A 15,306-nucleotide genomic window follows, 5' to 3' on the forward strand; every position below is an offset into this window, starting at 1 on the left:
GTTGGAGGCAGCGGTCAGTCGCTTTCCTGCGCCGTGGCCTCGATCCCTTCGGGTTGGCCGACAACAACAAAGGCCAGCCCGTCAGGGTCCAGCAGGTCGTCGGCAACACGTTTCACATCGTCCAGCGTCACCGCCTCGACCTTGTCGTTGCGCGTGGCAATATAGTCGATGGGCAGGTCGATCATCTGCATCCCCACAAGGATGCTCGCGATGGTCTGGTTGCCGTCAAAACGCAGCGGGTAGGAGCCTGTGATATAGGTCTTGGCATCGTCCAACTCTTGCTGGGTCACGCCCTCGGCCGCGGCTTTGGCCCATTCGTCCTTGATCACATCCATCGCCTGCCCGATCCGGTCGTTCGCCGAACTGACCGATCCTTGCCATGTTTCAGCCAGATCCATCGGCACCAGATAGGAATAGACGCCATAGGTCAGCCCGCGTTTCTCGCGCACTTCGGTCATCAGACGGCTTTCAAACGAGCCACCGCCAAGCACTTGGTTCAACACGGTCGCGGCAAAGAAATCATCATCCTTCTGGGAAATGCCCTTTTGCGCAAAAATTGCGACAGATTGGGGCGTCGGGAAATCGACGACCGTCGTGCCTGATGGGATAGAGACCTCGGCCTGTGGGGGCAGCGGTGCACCGGTTTCGGGCAGATCGCCCAACAGTTCGTCAAGCATCAGGCCCAGCTCTTCTGGCGTGATGTCCCCCACCGCACCGATGAAGATACGGTCGCGCGCCAGCACAGCCTTATGTGCCGCGACAAGGTCATCGCGTGTCAGAGCGGTCACCGTTTCTTCAGTCCCGCTGAGCGGCGAGCCGTAGGGGTGATCGCCATACAGCAGCTCGTCCATCTTTTTGCGCGCGATATCGTTCGGGTCTTTCGCGCTGGAGCGGATCCCCGAAAGCACCTGCCCGCGCACCCGTTCAATCGCGTCCGGGTCAAACCGAGGCGTTTGCAACGCCTGTTTCAACAGCGCGATCGACGCGTCCTGATTTTCGGTGAGAAAACGCGACGATACGGAAAGCGCGTCGTCATCCACGCTGAACCGGAAGCTGCTGGCCAGCCCTTCGGCGGCACGGGCGAAATCGCGTGCGTCCATGTCGCCGGCCCCCTCTTCCAGCAGGCCCGTCATCAGGTTGATTGCGCCGCGTTTTTCGGGGGCATCCAGCGATGCACCGCCGCGAAAGCGCACATCAAGTGCGACGAAGGGGATCGAATGTTCCTCTACCAGCCACGCGGTGATGCCACCGGGGGACGTCACCTCTTGGATGTCCACCTCGGCACGGGCGGGAAGCGCGGCCAGAACCGTCAGGACGATTGCGTAAAACAGTCTCATTCCGTCACCTCTTCGCGCATCAGCCACCCTGTGACAGAGGCTTCGCGGTTAAACACATCTTTGGCGGCCTGCATGATGTCTTCGGCTGTTACGGCCTCAAGCACATCCGGCCAGTCCTGCACGTCCTGCACGGTCAACCCGATGGCAAGGGCGCTGCCATAGCGGTTGGCGACACTGTCGGCGTTATCGCGGGCATAAATTTGTTCGGCACGGACCTGTTGCTTGATCCGTTCAAGTTGCTCGGCATCCACCCCGTCTTTCATGAAACCCGCGATGGCGGTGTCCATGGCATCTTCGGCGTCCTGCAAGGACACGCCCGGTTGCGGCACGACGACAAGGTTAAAAGTCGTATCGTCCAGCGATTGACCGCTATAGAACGCCGCTGAATAGGTCGCGACAGGCGCGTCAAACTGCAGTTTTTCGGCGAAATACGATGTAGTGCCACCGCCCAGCAGTTCGGCCAACATGGTCAGGGCCGCTGCGGTTTTCTGGTCGCCGGGATCACGTTCCTGCGCCAGATAGGACCGGCTGACGTATTCCTGTGCAACGCGGTCATCGCGAAAGATCAGGCGCCGTTCGGCGGTCTGTGGCGGCTCTTGCGTCCGCGATCGGTCGGGCAGATCCGGATTGGCGGGGATCTTGCCGTAATATTGCTCTGCCAGGGTGCGAACGTTTTCAGGCTCTACATCCCCAGACACGACAAGGATCGCGTTGTTGGGGGAGTAATACAGCTTGTAGAAATCCAGCGCATCCTGCAGGTCCAGCGCGCGCATCTCGTGCATCCAACCGATGATCGGCGTGCCGTAGCGGTGGTTGAGGTATTGCGCGGCATTAAGCTGTTCACGGAACAGCGCGCTCGGGTCATTTTCGGTGCGCTGGTTACGTTCTTCGATGATCACATCCCGTTCGGTCGCGATGTTTTCCGGTGTCAGACGGATGTTTTTCATCCGGTCGGATTCCATCTGCATCATCAGTTCAAGCCGGTCTGCGGCAACCCGTTGGAAATAGGCGGTATAATCATAGCTGGTGAAGGCGTTATCGCGCCCGCCATTCTTGGCAACTGTGGCTGAAAACTCGCCCGACTCCATTTTGTCGGTGGCTTTGAACAGCAGGTGTTCCAGAAAATGCGCCACGCCCGACGACCCTTTGGGTTCGTCCGCCGAGCCAGCGCGGTACCACACCATCTGCTGCACAGCGGGGGCGCGGTGGTCTTCGACGACCACGACCTCCATCCCGTTGTCCAAGGTGAAATGCGTGACGTCTTCGTTGTCACGCGCAAGCGCGGCTGTGGTGGGCAGCGCAAGCGCCAATAGGGCCCCGAGGGCCGGTAATCTGATCATGGTCGGTCCTTTGAGCAGGGTCCTGAGACCTCTTACTTACGCCACCCCACGGGGTGATCAAGGGACCTAACAGAATTGTAATTCGGCCAGCGTCACTCTGCCGGAGGGGCGGAGGGCGTGCGTGCACCGGCCCGACGCCAGCGCGCGGCTTCGCGGGGGGCATCAAGGATCTGGCGTTTGTAGGCTTGGTCGTAGCGATCTGTCGGCACGATCTTGATCTGCGTGAACCGCGCCTTGCGCTTGCGGAACGCAGCATCGGTTTCGGCAAGTTCCTGACGGATGTTCGCCGCCACGCCCATGCGGCTGGCCTGTTGCACCAGCGCGGCGTCCGAGGCGGGGATGCCTGTTGCATTGCTTTGCGGTGTGCCGCCAAAGGCCAGAACCCCTTCGGCAATCGCGTTGCGGTCCGTCAGGTTCGCCTGCCCCGGCGTTGGCACGGGCAGCGCGTTATAGCTGTCAGGCTGCTGCAGGGGTTTGGAGGGCTGGACCATGAATTCGTCAGGCCCTTTCGCAGTGCTGCGAATGTCCCGCAGGCCAGTGTTGCCGCAGGCCCCAAGGGCAAGCGGTAGCAAGACAAGAGCGGCGACAAAGCGCATGACGGATCTCCTTAAGGACTTGTTAAGGTCTTTGTACCAATATCGCAGTCACGCGGTAATTGTCACTGGCCTTTTTTCTGGGCCTTTTTCGGTGTGGCTTTCGCCGGTTTTTTGGTGTCGCTGGTAAAGTAAATCAGGCCCAAAGCGCCCGCAAAAATGAAGACATCGGCGATGTTGAACACGAAAGGATTATTGATACCGCAGCAAGACATGTTCAAGAAATCAAGCACATAGCCGTAGATCAGGCGATCAACCACATTGGCCAATGCCCCCCCGATCAGCAGACCTGCGCTGATATTGGCCCAAAGGCTCATGGTTTGGCGGCTTGCCCAGATCAGCACGCCCACGCAGATTGCACAGGCCAGCCCGATGAGAATCCAACGACTTGCGTCGGACCCATCACCGAAAAGGCCAAAATTGATCCCGCGGTTCTCGCCGTAGCGAAAGTTGATCAGCGGCGGCAGTACGTCGATGGACCGGATACGGCTAAGCTCCATCGTATGCACGACAAGATACTTGCTAAGCTGATCCGCAAGAAACGCCGCAAAACCGGCCCAAAAAATAGTACGCATAACGACCGCTTTCCGTGGTTAGTGGCGGAAGTGGCGCATGCCGGTAAAGACCATGGCAAGCCCGGCCTCATCCGCTGCTGCGATCACTTCGTCATCCCGCATCGACCCGCCGGGCTGGATAAGCGCTGTCGCCCCTGCTTCTGCGGCAGTGATCAACCCGTCAGCAAAGGGGAAGAACGCATCGGAAGCGACGACAGAGCCCTGCGTCAGCGGCGCGGGCAAGCCCATGGCTTCGGCCATATCCTGCGCTTTGCGTGCGGCGATACGCGTGCTGTCGACGCGGCTCATCTGGCCGGCACCGACGCCCACGGTCGCGCCATCCTTGACGTAGATGATCGCGTTGGATTTCACGTGTTTCGCGACGGTCCAGGCGAACATCAGGTCCGACAGCTCTTGATCGGACGGCTGGCGCTTTGTCACGACCTTCAGTTCATCCATGGTGATGCGGCCAACGTCTTTGTCCTGCACCAGATAGCCCCCCGACACCTGACGGAACGACAACGCCGCCTGTGCCGGATCGGCCAGACCGTTGGTGGTCAGCAAGCGCAGGTTCTTCTTCTTGCCAAAAATCTCCATCGCTTCGGGTGTGGCGTTCGGCGCGATCACGACCTCGGTAAAGATCGCGCTGATCGCCTCGGCTGTTTCGGCGTCAAGCGTCTGGTTCAGCGCGATAATCCCGCCAAAGGCGCTGGTGCGGTCGCAGTCGAACGCGCGGGTATAGGCATCCACCATCGACGTGCCTTGCGCCACGCCGCAGGGGTTGGCGTGCTTGATGATCGCACAGGCTGGCCCTTTGGCCGGATCGAATTCGCTGACCAGTTCAAAGGCCGCATCAGTGTCGTTGATATTGTTATACGACAGTTCTTTACCCTGATGTTGGGTCGCCGTAGCAACACCGGGACGTGCCGAGCCATCGGTGTAGAAGGCCGCTTGCTGGTGGGGGTTCTCGCCGTAGCGCAGGGTCTGCGCCAGCGTGCCGCCTACGGTACGACGACGCGGGGTGTCCCCGACCTGCGCGGCCATCCATGTGCTGACAGCCGTGTCATAGGCCGCCGTGCGGGCATAGGCCGTCTGCGCCAAACGCTGGCGCAGCGCATAGGTGGTCTGCCCGTTATTCTCGGACAGTTCGTTGATCACTGTCGTGTAGTCTTCGACATCGACGATCACATTCACAAAACCGTGGTTCTTCGCGGCAGAGCGGATCATCGCAGGGCCACCGATATCGATATTCTCGATCACCTCGGCATATTCCGCCCCTTTGGCAACGGTTTCTTCAAAGGGATACAGGTTCACCACAACCAGATCGATCGCGCCAATGTCATGTTTGTCCATCGCCGCGACGTGTTCATCATTGTCACGCAGCGCCAGCAACCCACCGTGCACGACGGGGTGCAGCGTCTTGACCCGCCCGTCCATCATCTCGGGGAAACCGGTGACCTCGGACACATCTTTCACCTCCAGACCTGCGTCGCGCAGCGCCTTGGCGGTGCCGCCGGTGCTCAGCAATTCGACCCCATGCGCCGCGAGCGCCTGCCCCAGCTCGACCAGACCGGTCTTGTCAGATACGGAAAGAAGCGCGCGGGAGACGGGGTGAAGATCAGGCATCGGGGAGGTTCCTTTGGTCAGTCTTGGTCATCATATGGATCGTCGAGCGATAAATCTCGCACGCCAATCGCAGTTTCCTGCGCTTTGGACAAGGACCACCTGACCCTGCTCGCATAGTCGACGACCCGCCCGCTAAGCAGAATTTGCACCGACGCGCGGGGTTTCAGCCGGTTGCGCTCAAGGTAAACGCTTGGTTCCAAAGACAGTTTATGTGTCCCATCATGACGGAACACCCAGATTTCGCCGCTTTTCTGGGCCATGGAAATTGCCGCCCCGCCCAGATCGACGGTGGCATCCACATCCGGGTGCAGGTGGAAACGAATCTCGAACGGGATACCGGCAAGCTTCACGGCATCCATTTCCCGATCAAAGACACGCTTTTCAGCGGACTCTATCGCGAGCAGCATGTCCTCCCCCGCGAGGCCGCGACCGTCGTGGGTCAGTTCCAGGCTGCGGGCATGGGTCAGGCCAAAGCCCGCGACATAGCCATTATGCGCGCCCTGAAACTGGGTGCCGTCCCCGACGGAGCCGATTTCGACGGGCACATAGGTGGGACATTCGATCAAAGCCTCGGCGCCCGTGTGCCGGTCGGGCTCCGCCAGACGCGCGCTGGAATAGCCGCCAAGCGACAGGCCGGAATGCGACGGTGTCGCACGCCCCGCCCGCCGCCAATCAGCGCCAAATGAATCGCCCGGCCCGCAGTTCACGACCAAAGGGCGCCGCCCGCTGGTCAGTTCAAACGCAAGCGTAGAGGCATGGGCATTGAACGATGCGGCCCCGCCGGGGGGCGGGCTGGCGTCGACGATCACACTGGTGCGCCCTGCGGACAGGCGCGCATACCCCATCGACAGCCCGTCTGGCTGGCGCGTCTTGATCTTCGCCGTGGCCAGCGCGTGATCCAGCCAGCCTTCGGCCCCGCGCCCGCCGCCATGGAACCGCGCCAGCCCGCCGTCGGAATGCCGCAGGGTGCGTAGAGTGGGCGCGATGCGTTCGATCGCCTCCATATGCGCAGTTGGCGTGCCGCGTCCCGCATCGCTTAGCGCGGCGGCGGCCCATGTCAGAAGGGTAAATGCGTGCAACAGCTCTTCGGGGTTGCGGGTGGGCAGGCCACCCTGCGCATCGATCTGCGCCTCGCATTCGCGGGCCAGTGCCTTGATCGCCGGATCGGCGCGCGCCTCTTGCCCCTCAAGCGAAAGACCGGCGTAGATCAACCCGGTCAGCGCCTCGAACCGCGGCAATCCCGGGGCTGCGGCATGCCAGCGACGCGACAGGAAATCCGTTTGTTCGACCAACGAGCGATAGAAGACATCGCTTTCGTCTTGCGAGGTGCCACGCAGTACAAACAGGGCGTGGTTGATCCAGCGGATCAGCCGCCGTCCGGTCAGATCAGGGGTCCAGCCGATGCCTCGGCCCTTGCCGTAGTGGTCGATCCAGCCCCAAAGCCAACGCTGCGCCGTGCCGCGGGCGCGCACATCGCCAACCGCAGCCAGATCATCCATCCAGGCGAAACCGTGCAGATCACGCGCGAAATCCTGATCCGGCGTGGCGACTTCCCACAGGCTTGACGCGTCTGGCGCTTCGATCAGACTGCCGGAAAACAGGAGGTTGCCCGCGATCAGCTGCCGCCCCCGCGCAAAAGACCCGATGGTGCGCGGTTCGGGCGAGGAAACGAATCCCCTCGCTTGGGTACGCGTTTTGGTCGCGGCACGGGCGTGCCACCGGTTTAGAAAACGCGTTTTTCGCGCATTGAAGCTGGTACTTGTCATGCGGCTGCCCTTGTACGCTCTGCTGGCGTTTTGCGGATGTTAGCCGCTGTTGCCACCTGAGTCACCGCATTTTGACACGGGTTTTTACGGGCGACGCAAATCCGCCCGCTTCAGGTTCGGCCTTTAGGCGTCCTTGCGCAGGCAGGCGATGTAAAACCCGTCCATGCCACCCAGTTCAGGCCAGTAATCGGGGCGCAAACGCAGGCCGCCCTCTTGGGTTGTCCACGCGGGATCAACACCGGGCACAGCCAAAGCGTCTCGGTCGACGCGCATATCCGCATGACGTTCCAACGCCTCGTCGACCTGCACTTCGCCTTCGTCGGGCAGCAGGGAGCAGGTGCAGAAAATCAAGCGCCCCCCGGGGTTGAGAAGGGACCACGCATGGTCGATCATTTCCGACTGCAGCTCGATCAGATCACCGAATTCGGACCCATCCTTGGCGTGGGGCAGATCGGGGTGACGACGGATCGTGCCCGTAGCAGAGCAAGGCGCATCCAGCAGAATCGCGTCAAACGTCCCTTCGAACCGGCGCGCATCGACGACAACGACTTTGGCCGGCAGATGCACCCGTGCAAGGTTTTCCCGAACCCGCTGCATCCGCTGCTTGGAGTTATCGACCGCCGTCACCTGCGCACCTGCGGCGGCAAGCTGCATGGTTTTGCCCCCGGGCGCGGCGCAAAGGTCGAGCACGGCCTCGCCTTTTTGTGGCGCAAGGATTTTAACGGGCAGCGCCGCGGCGGCGTCCTGCACCCACCAATCGCCTTCGGCAAAGCCGGGCATGGTGGTGACCTGCCCCGCATCGGCGACGCGCACCGAACCGGTGGGCAAGACGGTGCCGCCCACGGCCGCGGCCAAACCTTCAGGATCTCGTTTCGCGGTCAGATCCAGTGGCGCACCTGCGAAATGCGCGGCCTCGATTCCCGTCATCGCGTCGGGCCCCCAGGCTTCTGTCAGCGGACCCCGCAGCCATTTTGGCAAGCGCGGTGCGCGCAAGGCCGCCCATGCCTCTGGCCCTTCGGCGGCGATTTTGCGCAAAACGGCATTGGTCAGCCCCTTGAGGTGCCCGAGTTTCTTATGCGTCGCGACCAGTTCGACCATCGCATTCACAACGCCGTGGGCCGCGCCGCCCTGACACAGTTCGACGGTGCCGACGCGCAGCGCGTTGCGCACGGTCAGCGGCGGGTATTTCGACAGGCGCTTCTGCAACAGACGGTCGGCGCGTTCCATCCCGCGCAGGGTATCCATTGCCAAACGCTGCGCCCGTGCGCGGTCATCGGGGGGCAGCTTGTCCAACGCCCCCGCCGACAAGAGCTCTGACATCAGACGTTCTTCCCCCAGGATCATATCCAATAGGTACACCGCACTTCTGCGGGCCTGAACGCCGGTGTCTGACATGCGATACGCTTTCTTCTTTGGGGTGCCCGGGTTGTCTGGGCTTGGTTCCGGCGTATATCAAGGGGACAGTGGCCTCAAGAGGATGAGAGTATGACCGAAGCCGGCAAACGCCCCATGCCAAGCCCACCCCATGATCCGACACCCATGCCGGAGCCCGGGCCGGATATTCCGCCAGAACCCACGCCCGATCCGATGCCGATGGTACAAGAGCTTCCCCCCGCCGCGCAGCGCGCGCTGGCGGAGGCCGCCGAACGCCGCAAGGCCGCGCAGGCACTGGACCTGCCTACAGAGCTGGGTGGCCGCGACGGACCAGAGCCTGTCCGCTATGGCGATTGGGAGAAAAAGGGCATCGCTGTCGATTTTTAAGACATGTGCCCCCTATGCGCTGAATCCCCCATGCGCTGACCCCGCGTCGCGCAGATCAAGATTACGGCCAAGCGCCCTGCGGCGCTTGCACATAGGCGAGGCTATTTCAACGAGAAGACCGCTGACTGCCCTGCCCCCTTATCCGAGGTAAAGCGGATTTTCCCACCGTTTACAGCGACTTCCTGACAATTGTAGCCAAGGTCGTCATCGCCCCAGATCAGGCTGCGGCAGAAATACCCGCCCTTCCAGACCCATTGGCCCGACACATCCCACACGGCACCTGTACCCGATATGCCGCCGCTTTCAGTAACGCGCAATTCGACCAGCGGGCGGGTCAGTGTTTTACCCTCCACCACCGAAACGAAATCGCGCTGGCTGTCCAGTTTCTGGAATTCCGCCCAAGCGGCCCCGGTCAGCGCAAAGAACGCCGCGCAGGTCAGTAACGTCAGTTTTTTCATCACACCCTCCAACCAGATTGTTCCCATGAACATACGGGCCAGAGGTTAAGATAGTTTCACCACGGTGAAGCGACAGGGCGGCGGGTGGCGTCAGTCGTTCAGGCCCAGAACGTCCAGCATATCATAGGCTCCGGCAGGTTTGCCCTGTCCCCAAACGGCAGCTTTGATGGCACCGCGCGCAAAAACCGCGCGATCCGATGCGATGTGGCGCAAGATGATTCGCTCGCCCGCGGCGGCGAACATCACGTCATGTTCTCCCACAATGTCGCCCCCGCGGATCGCTGTGAACCCGATGTCACCCCGCTTGCGCGCGCCGGTGATCCCGTCACGCCCGCGGTCAGAGACATCCGCCAGCGCGACCCCGCGCCCTTCCGCGGCGGCTTCGCCCAACATCAGCGCGGTGCCCGACGGCGCGTCGACCTTCTGGTTGTGATGCGCCTCTATCACCTCGATATCAAAGTCTTCATCAAGCGCGGCAGCGACACGTTTGGTCAACTGGGTCAAAAGGTTAACGCCCAGGCTCATGTTGCCCGCCCGCACGATCGCCGTCTGCTTTGAAGGTCCGTCCAGCGCGCTGATCTGCGCGTCGGTCATACCGGTGGTGCCGATAACATGGACCACACCCGCATCGGCCGCGATCTTGGCGAAGGCGAGTGTCGCTTCCGGAGCGGTGAAATCAATGACCGCCTGCGCGCCTTGCATCGCCTCTGCCACGTTATCGGTCACGATCACGCCAACAGCAGTGCCGCCCATAGCAACACCAATATCCTGACCGACCCACGCATGCCCGGCACGTTCTACCGCACCCGCCAGATGCACCCTGTCGCTGGCAGAAACCTGCCCAATCAACATCTGGCCCATGCGGCCCGAAGCCCCTGTAATCACTATGCCGGGTGTATCGCTCATGTTATGCTCCTTATTCGGTTCCGGTTTAGCGCGTGGTGATCTGCTTGGCAAAACCTCAGCGAACCCTTAGATGAAGCGCATGGCAAAGAACAAGTTTCATGAGGGCTCAGGCCCGTCGCAACGGCAGCTTCGCGTAGGCGAAACCATTCGTCGCGCCCTATCGGATGTTCTGGCGCGTGGCGATGTCCACGACCCTGAACTGAACCGGATGTCGATCACCGTGGGCGAAGTACGCGCCTCCCCCGACCTGAAGATCGCGACGGCCTATGTGCTGCCTTTGGGCGGAGACGGCCAAGAAGACGTGCTTAAGCTGCTTGCGCGCAACAAGGGCGAGCTCCGCCGGTTGATGGCGAAGAAGCTGGTCCTGAAATACGCACCGGACCTGCGGTTCCAATTGGACGAAACATTCGACCGTATGGACGAAACGCGCCGGATGCTGGCGCAGGACGTGGTGCGCCGCGATGCTGACGCCCCCGACCGCGGATCGGAAGACACGTGAAACGGTTCTGGGCCGCGCTTGGCTTCATGGGCTGGGCCGCCGCGCCCGTCCAAGCCGAAACCTGCGAAACCCTGACATATAACGGCACCGGCTATACCCTGTGCCACGTCGACCTGACGCAGGACCGGCTTGAGCTGTTCCTTTACGATGCGGACGGCAAACCGCATGGGTATTTCAACACATTGAATACGGCGTTGAAAAAGCGCGGCGCACAGCTGGGCTTTGCGATGAACGCGGGCATGTATCATGATACCCGTGCGCCGGTGGGCTATTACCTTGAGAACGGCAAAGAATATCAGCAGGTAATCAGCAGCGACGGCCCCGGTAACTTTGGCCTGCTGCCCAATGGCGTGCTCTGCCTGCGCGACGGGCGTGCCGATGTGATCGAAACCAAAGCTTTTCTGCGCGACGCCCCCGACTGCCGCAGCGCTACACAATCGGGACCGATGTTGGTGATCGATGGCAAGATGCACCCACGCTTTCTGAAAGATGGCACCTCGCGCTATATCCGCAACGGCGTTGGCACCAGTGCCGATGGCAAACGCGCGGTTTTTGCCATCTCGAACGAGACGGTGAATTTCTATGATTTCGCGCTGCTGTTCCGGGATCACCTAAAGCTGCCAAATGCGCTTTATTTTGATGGCAATATCTCGAGGATGCGCGCACCCGATCTGGGCCGCAATGACTTGGGCTTTAGCGCGCTTGGCCCTATCATTGGCGTTGTGAAGCCCGACGCACCGTAGCGCAACAAGAGTTTTCTTGCCTTCGGCGAGGATTTTTCACCATTTGGAAGCCAGAGTCTCTGGGCAATCTTGCCGGACCTTTGATAGGAGGCGGGCAAATCAATTAAGGGCATTTGATATGGGACGCAGGCGCAAGGGACGGGATATTTCGGGGTGGTTGGTGGTGGACAAGCCCGCTGGCCCGACCTCTACGACCGTGGTGAACAAGGTCCGTTGGGCGCTGAACGCGAATAAGGCGGGCCATGCGGGCACCCTTGACCCCGAAGCCACCGGCGTTCTGGCAATCGCGCTTGGCGAGGCGACCAAGACGGTTCCCTTTATCACGGACGCGATGAAAGCCTATGAGTTCACGGTCCGCCTTGGGATCGCGACAAATACCGATGATGCCGAGGGTGAGGTCATCGCAACCTCGGAGCTGCGGCCCGATGACGACGCGATCAAGGATGCTTTGGGCAAGTTTATCGGTGACATCCAACAGGTGCCGCCGCAGTTTTCCGCCGTGAAGATCGACGGCCAGCGCGCCTATAAACTGGCGCGCGACGGTGAAACGATGGAGCTGGCAGCCCGCCCGCTTTTTGTCGAACAGCTGCTGCTGGTGGACCGCCCCGATGCCGACCACGTGACGTTGGAGATGGTGTGCGGCAAGGGCGGCTATGTCCGGTCGATTGCGCGCGATCTGGGACAAGCCTTGGGGTGTCTGGGCCACGTGCGCGAATTGCGCCGCATCTGGTCGGGCCCGTTCGAGGCCTCTGAAGGGCTGACGCTGGCGCAGATCGAAGAGATGGCGCGCACAGACGCTTTGGACGCGCATTTGCTGCCGTTAGAGCAAGGGTTGCAGGACCTGCCAGAGGTGAAAGCCACGCCGGAAGGGGCCACCCGTCTGCGCAACGGCAACCCCGGCATGGTGATCGCCCATGACATTGAATATGGCGACGAGGTCTGGGCGTCGTTTGAGGGCCGCGCTGTTGCTGTTGGGCGTTTCAAGGCGGGCGAATTGCATCCGTCGCGTGTGTTCAACCAGCCCCGTTCTGCGTGATCACGCGCAGCCATACCAAGGGCGACGCGCCGTCGACGGCTGTCTATTCGGACTGCGAAAACTACCGCTATAGTCTGACCCGCGTCTGGCACCCCGAGGCGGAGCGGGTGCTGTTCGTCATGCTAAATCCGTCAAAAGCGACGGAAATTGAAAATGACCCCACGGTCGAGCGGTGCGAGCGCCGTGCCCGCGCCTTGGGCTTCGGGGGGTTTCAGGTCACCAATATCTTTGCCTGGCGCGAAACCAGCCCCAAGCTGATGCGTCAGGCCAAAGACCCCGTCGGCCCTGATAACGATATGATTTTGAACGAAGGTATCTTGTGGGCCGATCAGGTGATCGCGGCTTGGGGCACCCATGGCGCACATCTTGGACGGGGTGCGCAGGTGCAAGAACTGCTGTCGCGTAGCCAAACGCCCGTGTACCATTTGGGCCTGTCCAAAGACGGGCACCCCAAGCATCCTTTGTATATCCGATATTCTCAGGAACCGATTTTCTGGGGCCTTTAGGGCAAGCTTAACTTTCTTGATTCTATGGTGCTGATGCGGCCTTGGGTTTTGGGGCTGTTTCATCTGTATCCCCGCGTGATGCGGGCAATAGGGTCGGGTTTGCACATGCTGTTTCTTGCCGGATTAATGGGGTTGATCACTGTCGGGGCCGCCGCCTTTATCGACATCGGGGTCGAGGAGGAGGAGTCTGCCACCGACGAAGATGCACCGGCCGGCGATGTGATCTCCGGCACCCCCCGGGATGACCTGATTATCGGCTCGGGCGGCAGCGATCAGATCGCGGGCTATGGCGGTGATGACCTTGTGGAGGCGCGCAATGGCGATGACACCGTGTTTGGGGACAGCGGCGATGATACCTTGAGGGGCGGCGCGGGGAACAATGACCTACATGGCAATGATGGCGATGATCTATTGGCGGGGGCCGAGGATGCGGATGGGCTTACCGGCCATAATGACGATGACATCCTGCGGGGCGGCGCGGGCCACGATACGCTAAACGGCTCTGCCGGGGGTGATACGCTTTTCGGGGATAGCGGGGATGACGCCGTGATGGGCGGTTTGGGCGATGACCTGCTGATTGGGGGGCGCGGGCAAGACGCGCTCTTTGGTGGATGGGGGAACGATACGATTGACGGCACCGTCGATCCGGACCGGCAGGATGCGCGCATCACCGATACCGACGAGGGGGATTACCTGAATGGCGGTGGCGGCGATGATCTAATCCTTGCGGGATCAAACGATACGGTGACCCCGGGCGCAGGGCGTGATGATGTGATCCTTGGCGATTGGGTCAGCCCCGATGGCATCGTCGATATCCGCAGTTTCGACATAGAAGATGACAGCCTGCTGCTGGTCTGGGACGACAGCGATGCAGCCGCGACAGCGCCCAAGGTGGCAGTTGAACCGGATCCGGAGGATCTGCACTCCCATCTGATATCAATGGACGGGGCGATTGTGGCAATGGTGCAGTCGGACCAGTTGCTGATGCCGGGCGACCTATCGCTTATCCCCCTCAGCTCGGCCCTCGCTGCGGGGCTAACGCGCGGCTGAACGGCCGATGCCCTCTCACCGGACAAAGAAGCCAACGCGCCCCGCGACGCATTAATCCTTTGCCAAGGGTGCGAAACTTTCCTATACGCCCCCATCGCCCGATGATTCCTGTCAGCGGGTGATACTCCATGGGCCTGTGCTGGACGACATCCCGGCCTGTGCCATCACTTTAACCTTTCGAAAAGGAGACCCCGATGTCGATTACGCAAGAAGAAAAAGCACGCGTCATGAAAGAATTCGGCACCAAAGAAGGCGACACAGGTTCGCCCGAAGTACAGGTTGCCATTCTGTCCTCGCGCATCGCAACGCTGACCGAGCACTTCAAAACCCACAAGAAAGACAACCACGGTCGCCGTGGCCTTTTGAAAATGGTTGCGACACGCCGGAAGCTTCTGGACTATGTCAAAGGTAAAGATGACGCGCGTTATCAGGACCTGATCAAACGTTTGGGCCTGCGCCGCTAACCAGCGCTGCACCGCCACAACGATGAAAACCGCGCCCTGGCAACAGGGGGCGGTTTTTTTTGTTTCCCCCTGTGCTTTAGTGATGTGCGCCAAAAGGAGAGCCCATGCCAATCAACCTGCGTGACCTCACCCCGCAAGATACCGATGCAGCCGCGCTGCTTTTCTTTGCCGCGGTGCATCAGGGCACCGCCGATGTGTATTCAGCCGAGCAACGCTTCGCTTGGGCCGGGAAAGCGCCCGCACCCGCCACATGGCGAGGGCGGTTTGATACCGTCTCGGGTATCGTGGCCGAGATAGACAACCGTATGGCGGGGTTCATGACCCTTGACCGCGAGGGGCTGATCGATCTGGCCTTTGTGCACCCCGATCATATGGGCACGGGCGTGGGGCGCACTGTGTATTTTGCCATCGAAGACCGTGCCCGCACATTCGGCGTGCGACGTCTTCGGACCTTTGCCAGCGAAAAGGCAAAGCCGTTTTTTACGCGTATGGGCTGGACCGTCGAGGCCCCCAACATCGTCACCAAAGGCGGGGTCACCTTGCAAAACTATAAGATGTTCAAGACCTTGTCAGGCTGACCCCCTTGCCGCTCTGTTGCGGCTTGCAATCTGCGGCCTCTAGGGCCGCGTGCAGCGATCAACGCTTCCCTTCCCATCGCAGGCAAACT

17 protein-coding genes are annotated in these 15,306 nt (G+C 61.0%); 8 read left to right on the plus strand and 9 right to left on the minus strand.

Annotated elements, in window-relative coordinates:
- Window positions 1-14 precede the first annotated feature (14 nt).
- From B3849_RS04825 to B3849_RS04855, 7 genes are all read right to left on the minus strand, one after another.
- Window positions 15-1,337, minus strand: a complete 1,323-nt coding sequence (locus tag B3849_RS04825; protein WP_005850236.1) for a M16 family metallopeptidase — start codon at window positions 1,335-1,337, stop codon at window positions 15-17.
- Window positions 1,334-2,677 carry a M16 family metallopeptidase gene (locus tag B3849_RS04830; RefSeq protein ID WP_278425022.1) on the minus strand — a complete coding sequence of 448 codons (1,344 nt, stop codon included), beginning with the start codon at window positions 2,675-2,677 and terminating at the stop codon, window positions 1,334-1,336. Before B3849_RS04830 ends, B3849_RS04825 begins: the two co-directional genes overlap by 4 nt.
- A 92-nt stretch (window positions 2,678-2,769) precedes the next feature.
- Entirely contained in the window at window positions 2,770-3,273 is a 504-nt protein-coding gene (locus B3849_RS04835) for a DUF3035 domain-containing protein (protein WP_278425021.1), read from the minus strand.
- A 62-nt stretch (window positions 3,274-3,335) separates the two neighbouring features.
- On the minus strand, window positions 3,336-3,845 hold the full coding sequence (lspA, locus tag B3849_RS04840) for a signal peptidase II (RefSeq protein ID WP_278425020.1): 510 nt from the start codon (window positions 3,843-3,845) through the stop codon (window positions 3,336-3,338).
- Between the two features lie 18 nt (window positions 3,846-3,863).
- Complete coding sequence (gene purH / locus B3849_RS04845; RefSeq protein ID WP_278425019.1) at window positions 3,864-5,450, minus strand: bifunctional phosphoribosylaminoimidazolecarboxamide formyltransferase/IMP cyclohydrolase; 1,587 nt, start codon at window positions 5,448-5,450, stop codon at window positions 3,864-3,866.
- Window positions 5,451-5,467: 17 nt separating this feature from the next.
- Window positions 5,468-7,216 carry a heparinase II/III family protein gene (locus B3849_RS04850; RefSeq protein ID WP_278374901.1) on the minus strand — a complete coding sequence of 583 codons (1,749 nt, stop codon included), beginning with the start codon at window positions 7,214-7,216 and terminating at the stop codon, window positions 5,468-5,470.
- 123 nt (window positions 7,217-7,339) lie between these two features.
- Window positions 7,340-8,611, minus strand: a complete 1,272-nt coding sequence (locus B3849_RS04855) for an RsmB/NOP family class I SAM-dependent RNA methyltransferase (protein WP_278425018.1) — start codon at window positions 8,609-8,611, stop codon at window positions 7,340-7,342.
- Between the two features lie 90 nt (window positions 8,612-8,701).
- On the opposite strand from B3849_RS04855, the gene B3849_RS04860 reads away from it, so the two are divergent.
- A complete protein-coding gene (locus B3849_RS04860; RefSeq protein WP_278425017.1) occupies window positions 8,702-8,977 on the plus strand; it encodes a DUF1674 domain-containing protein in 276 nt (91 codons plus the stop codon).
- Between the two features lie 101 nt (window positions 8,978-9,078).
- Here B3849_RS04860 and B3849_RS04865 read toward each other — a convergent pair whose 3' ends face one another.
- Complete coding sequence (locus B3849_RS04865) at window positions 9,079-9,435, minus strand: dihydrodipicolinate reductase (protein ID WP_235183737.1); 357 nt, start codon at window positions 9,433-9,435, stop codon at window positions 9,079-9,081.
- A gap of 90 nt (window positions 9,436-9,525) precedes the next feature.
- Window positions 9,526-10,341 carry a 4-hydroxy-tetrahydrodipicolinate reductase gene (dapB, locus tag B3849_RS04870; RefSeq protein WP_278425016.1) on the minus strand — a complete coding sequence of 272 codons (816 nt, stop codon included), beginning with the start codon at window positions 10,339-10,341 and terminating at the stop codon, window positions 9,526-9,528.
- A gap of 79 nt (window positions 10,342-10,420) precedes the next feature.
- Between dapB and rbfA the strand changes: the two genes are divergently transcribed.
- The 7 genes from rbfA to B3849_RS04905 all read left to right on the plus strand — a co-directional run bounded on the left by rbfA (window position 10,421) and on the right by B3849_RS04905 (window position 15,217).
- The gene (rbfA, locus tag B3849_RS04875) at window positions 10,421-10,840 is read left to right on the plus strand and encodes a 30S ribosome-binding factor RbfA (RefSeq protein WP_037942790.1); all 420 of its coding nucleotides are present in this window, start codon (window positions 10,421-10,423) and stop codon (window positions 10,838-10,840) included.
- The gene (locus tag B3849_RS04880; protein ID WP_005850259.1) at window positions 10,837-11,583 is read left to right on the plus strand and encodes a phosphodiester glycosidase family protein; all 747 of its coding nucleotides are present in this window, start codon (window positions 10,837-10,839) and stop codon (window positions 11,581-11,583) included. The genes rbfA and B3849_RS04880 overlap by 4 nt, the downstream gene beginning before the upstream one ends.
- A 118-nt stretch (window positions 11,584-11,701) precedes the next feature.
- The gene (gene truB / locus B3849_RS04885) at window positions 11,702-12,619 is read left to right on the plus strand and encodes a tRNA pseudouridine(55) synthase TruB (protein ID WP_278425015.1); all 918 of its coding nucleotides are present in this window, start codon (window positions 11,702-11,704) and stop codon (window positions 12,617-12,619) included.
- Window positions 12,616-13,125: a DUF1643 domain-containing protein gene (locus B3849_RS04890; RefSeq protein ID WP_278425014.1), complete on the plus strand. Its 510-nt coding sequence runs from the start codon at window positions 12,616-12,618 to the stop codon at window positions 13,123-13,125. The genes truB and B3849_RS04890 overlap by 4 nt, the downstream gene beginning before the upstream one ends.
- Window positions 13,126-13,230: 105 nt before the next feature.
- On the plus strand, window positions 13,231-14,175 hold the full coding sequence (locus B3849_RS04895) for a calcium-binding protein (protein ID WP_278425013.1): 945 nt from the start codon (window positions 13,231-13,233) through the stop codon (window positions 14,173-14,175).
- Between the two features lie 194 nt (window positions 14,176-14,369).
- A complete protein-coding gene (gene rpsO / locus B3849_RS04900; protein ID WP_005850267.1) occupies window positions 14,370-14,639 on the plus strand; it encodes a 30S ribosomal protein S15 in 270 nt (89 codons plus the stop codon).
- Between the two features lie 104 nt (window positions 14,640-14,743).
- On the plus strand, window positions 14,744-15,217 hold the full coding sequence (locus tag B3849_RS04905) for a GNAT family N-acetyltransferase (protein WP_278425012.1): 474 nt from the start codon (window positions 14,744-14,746) through the stop codon (window positions 15,215-15,217).
- The last annotated feature ends 89 nt before the right edge of the window (window positions 15,218-15,306 follow it).

Source organism: Sulfitobacter sp. UBA4523, from assembly GCF_002388305.1.
GTDB lineage: Bacteria > Pseudomonadota > Alphaproteobacteria > Rhodobacterales > Rhodobacteraceae > Sulfitobacter > Sulfitobacter pontiacus.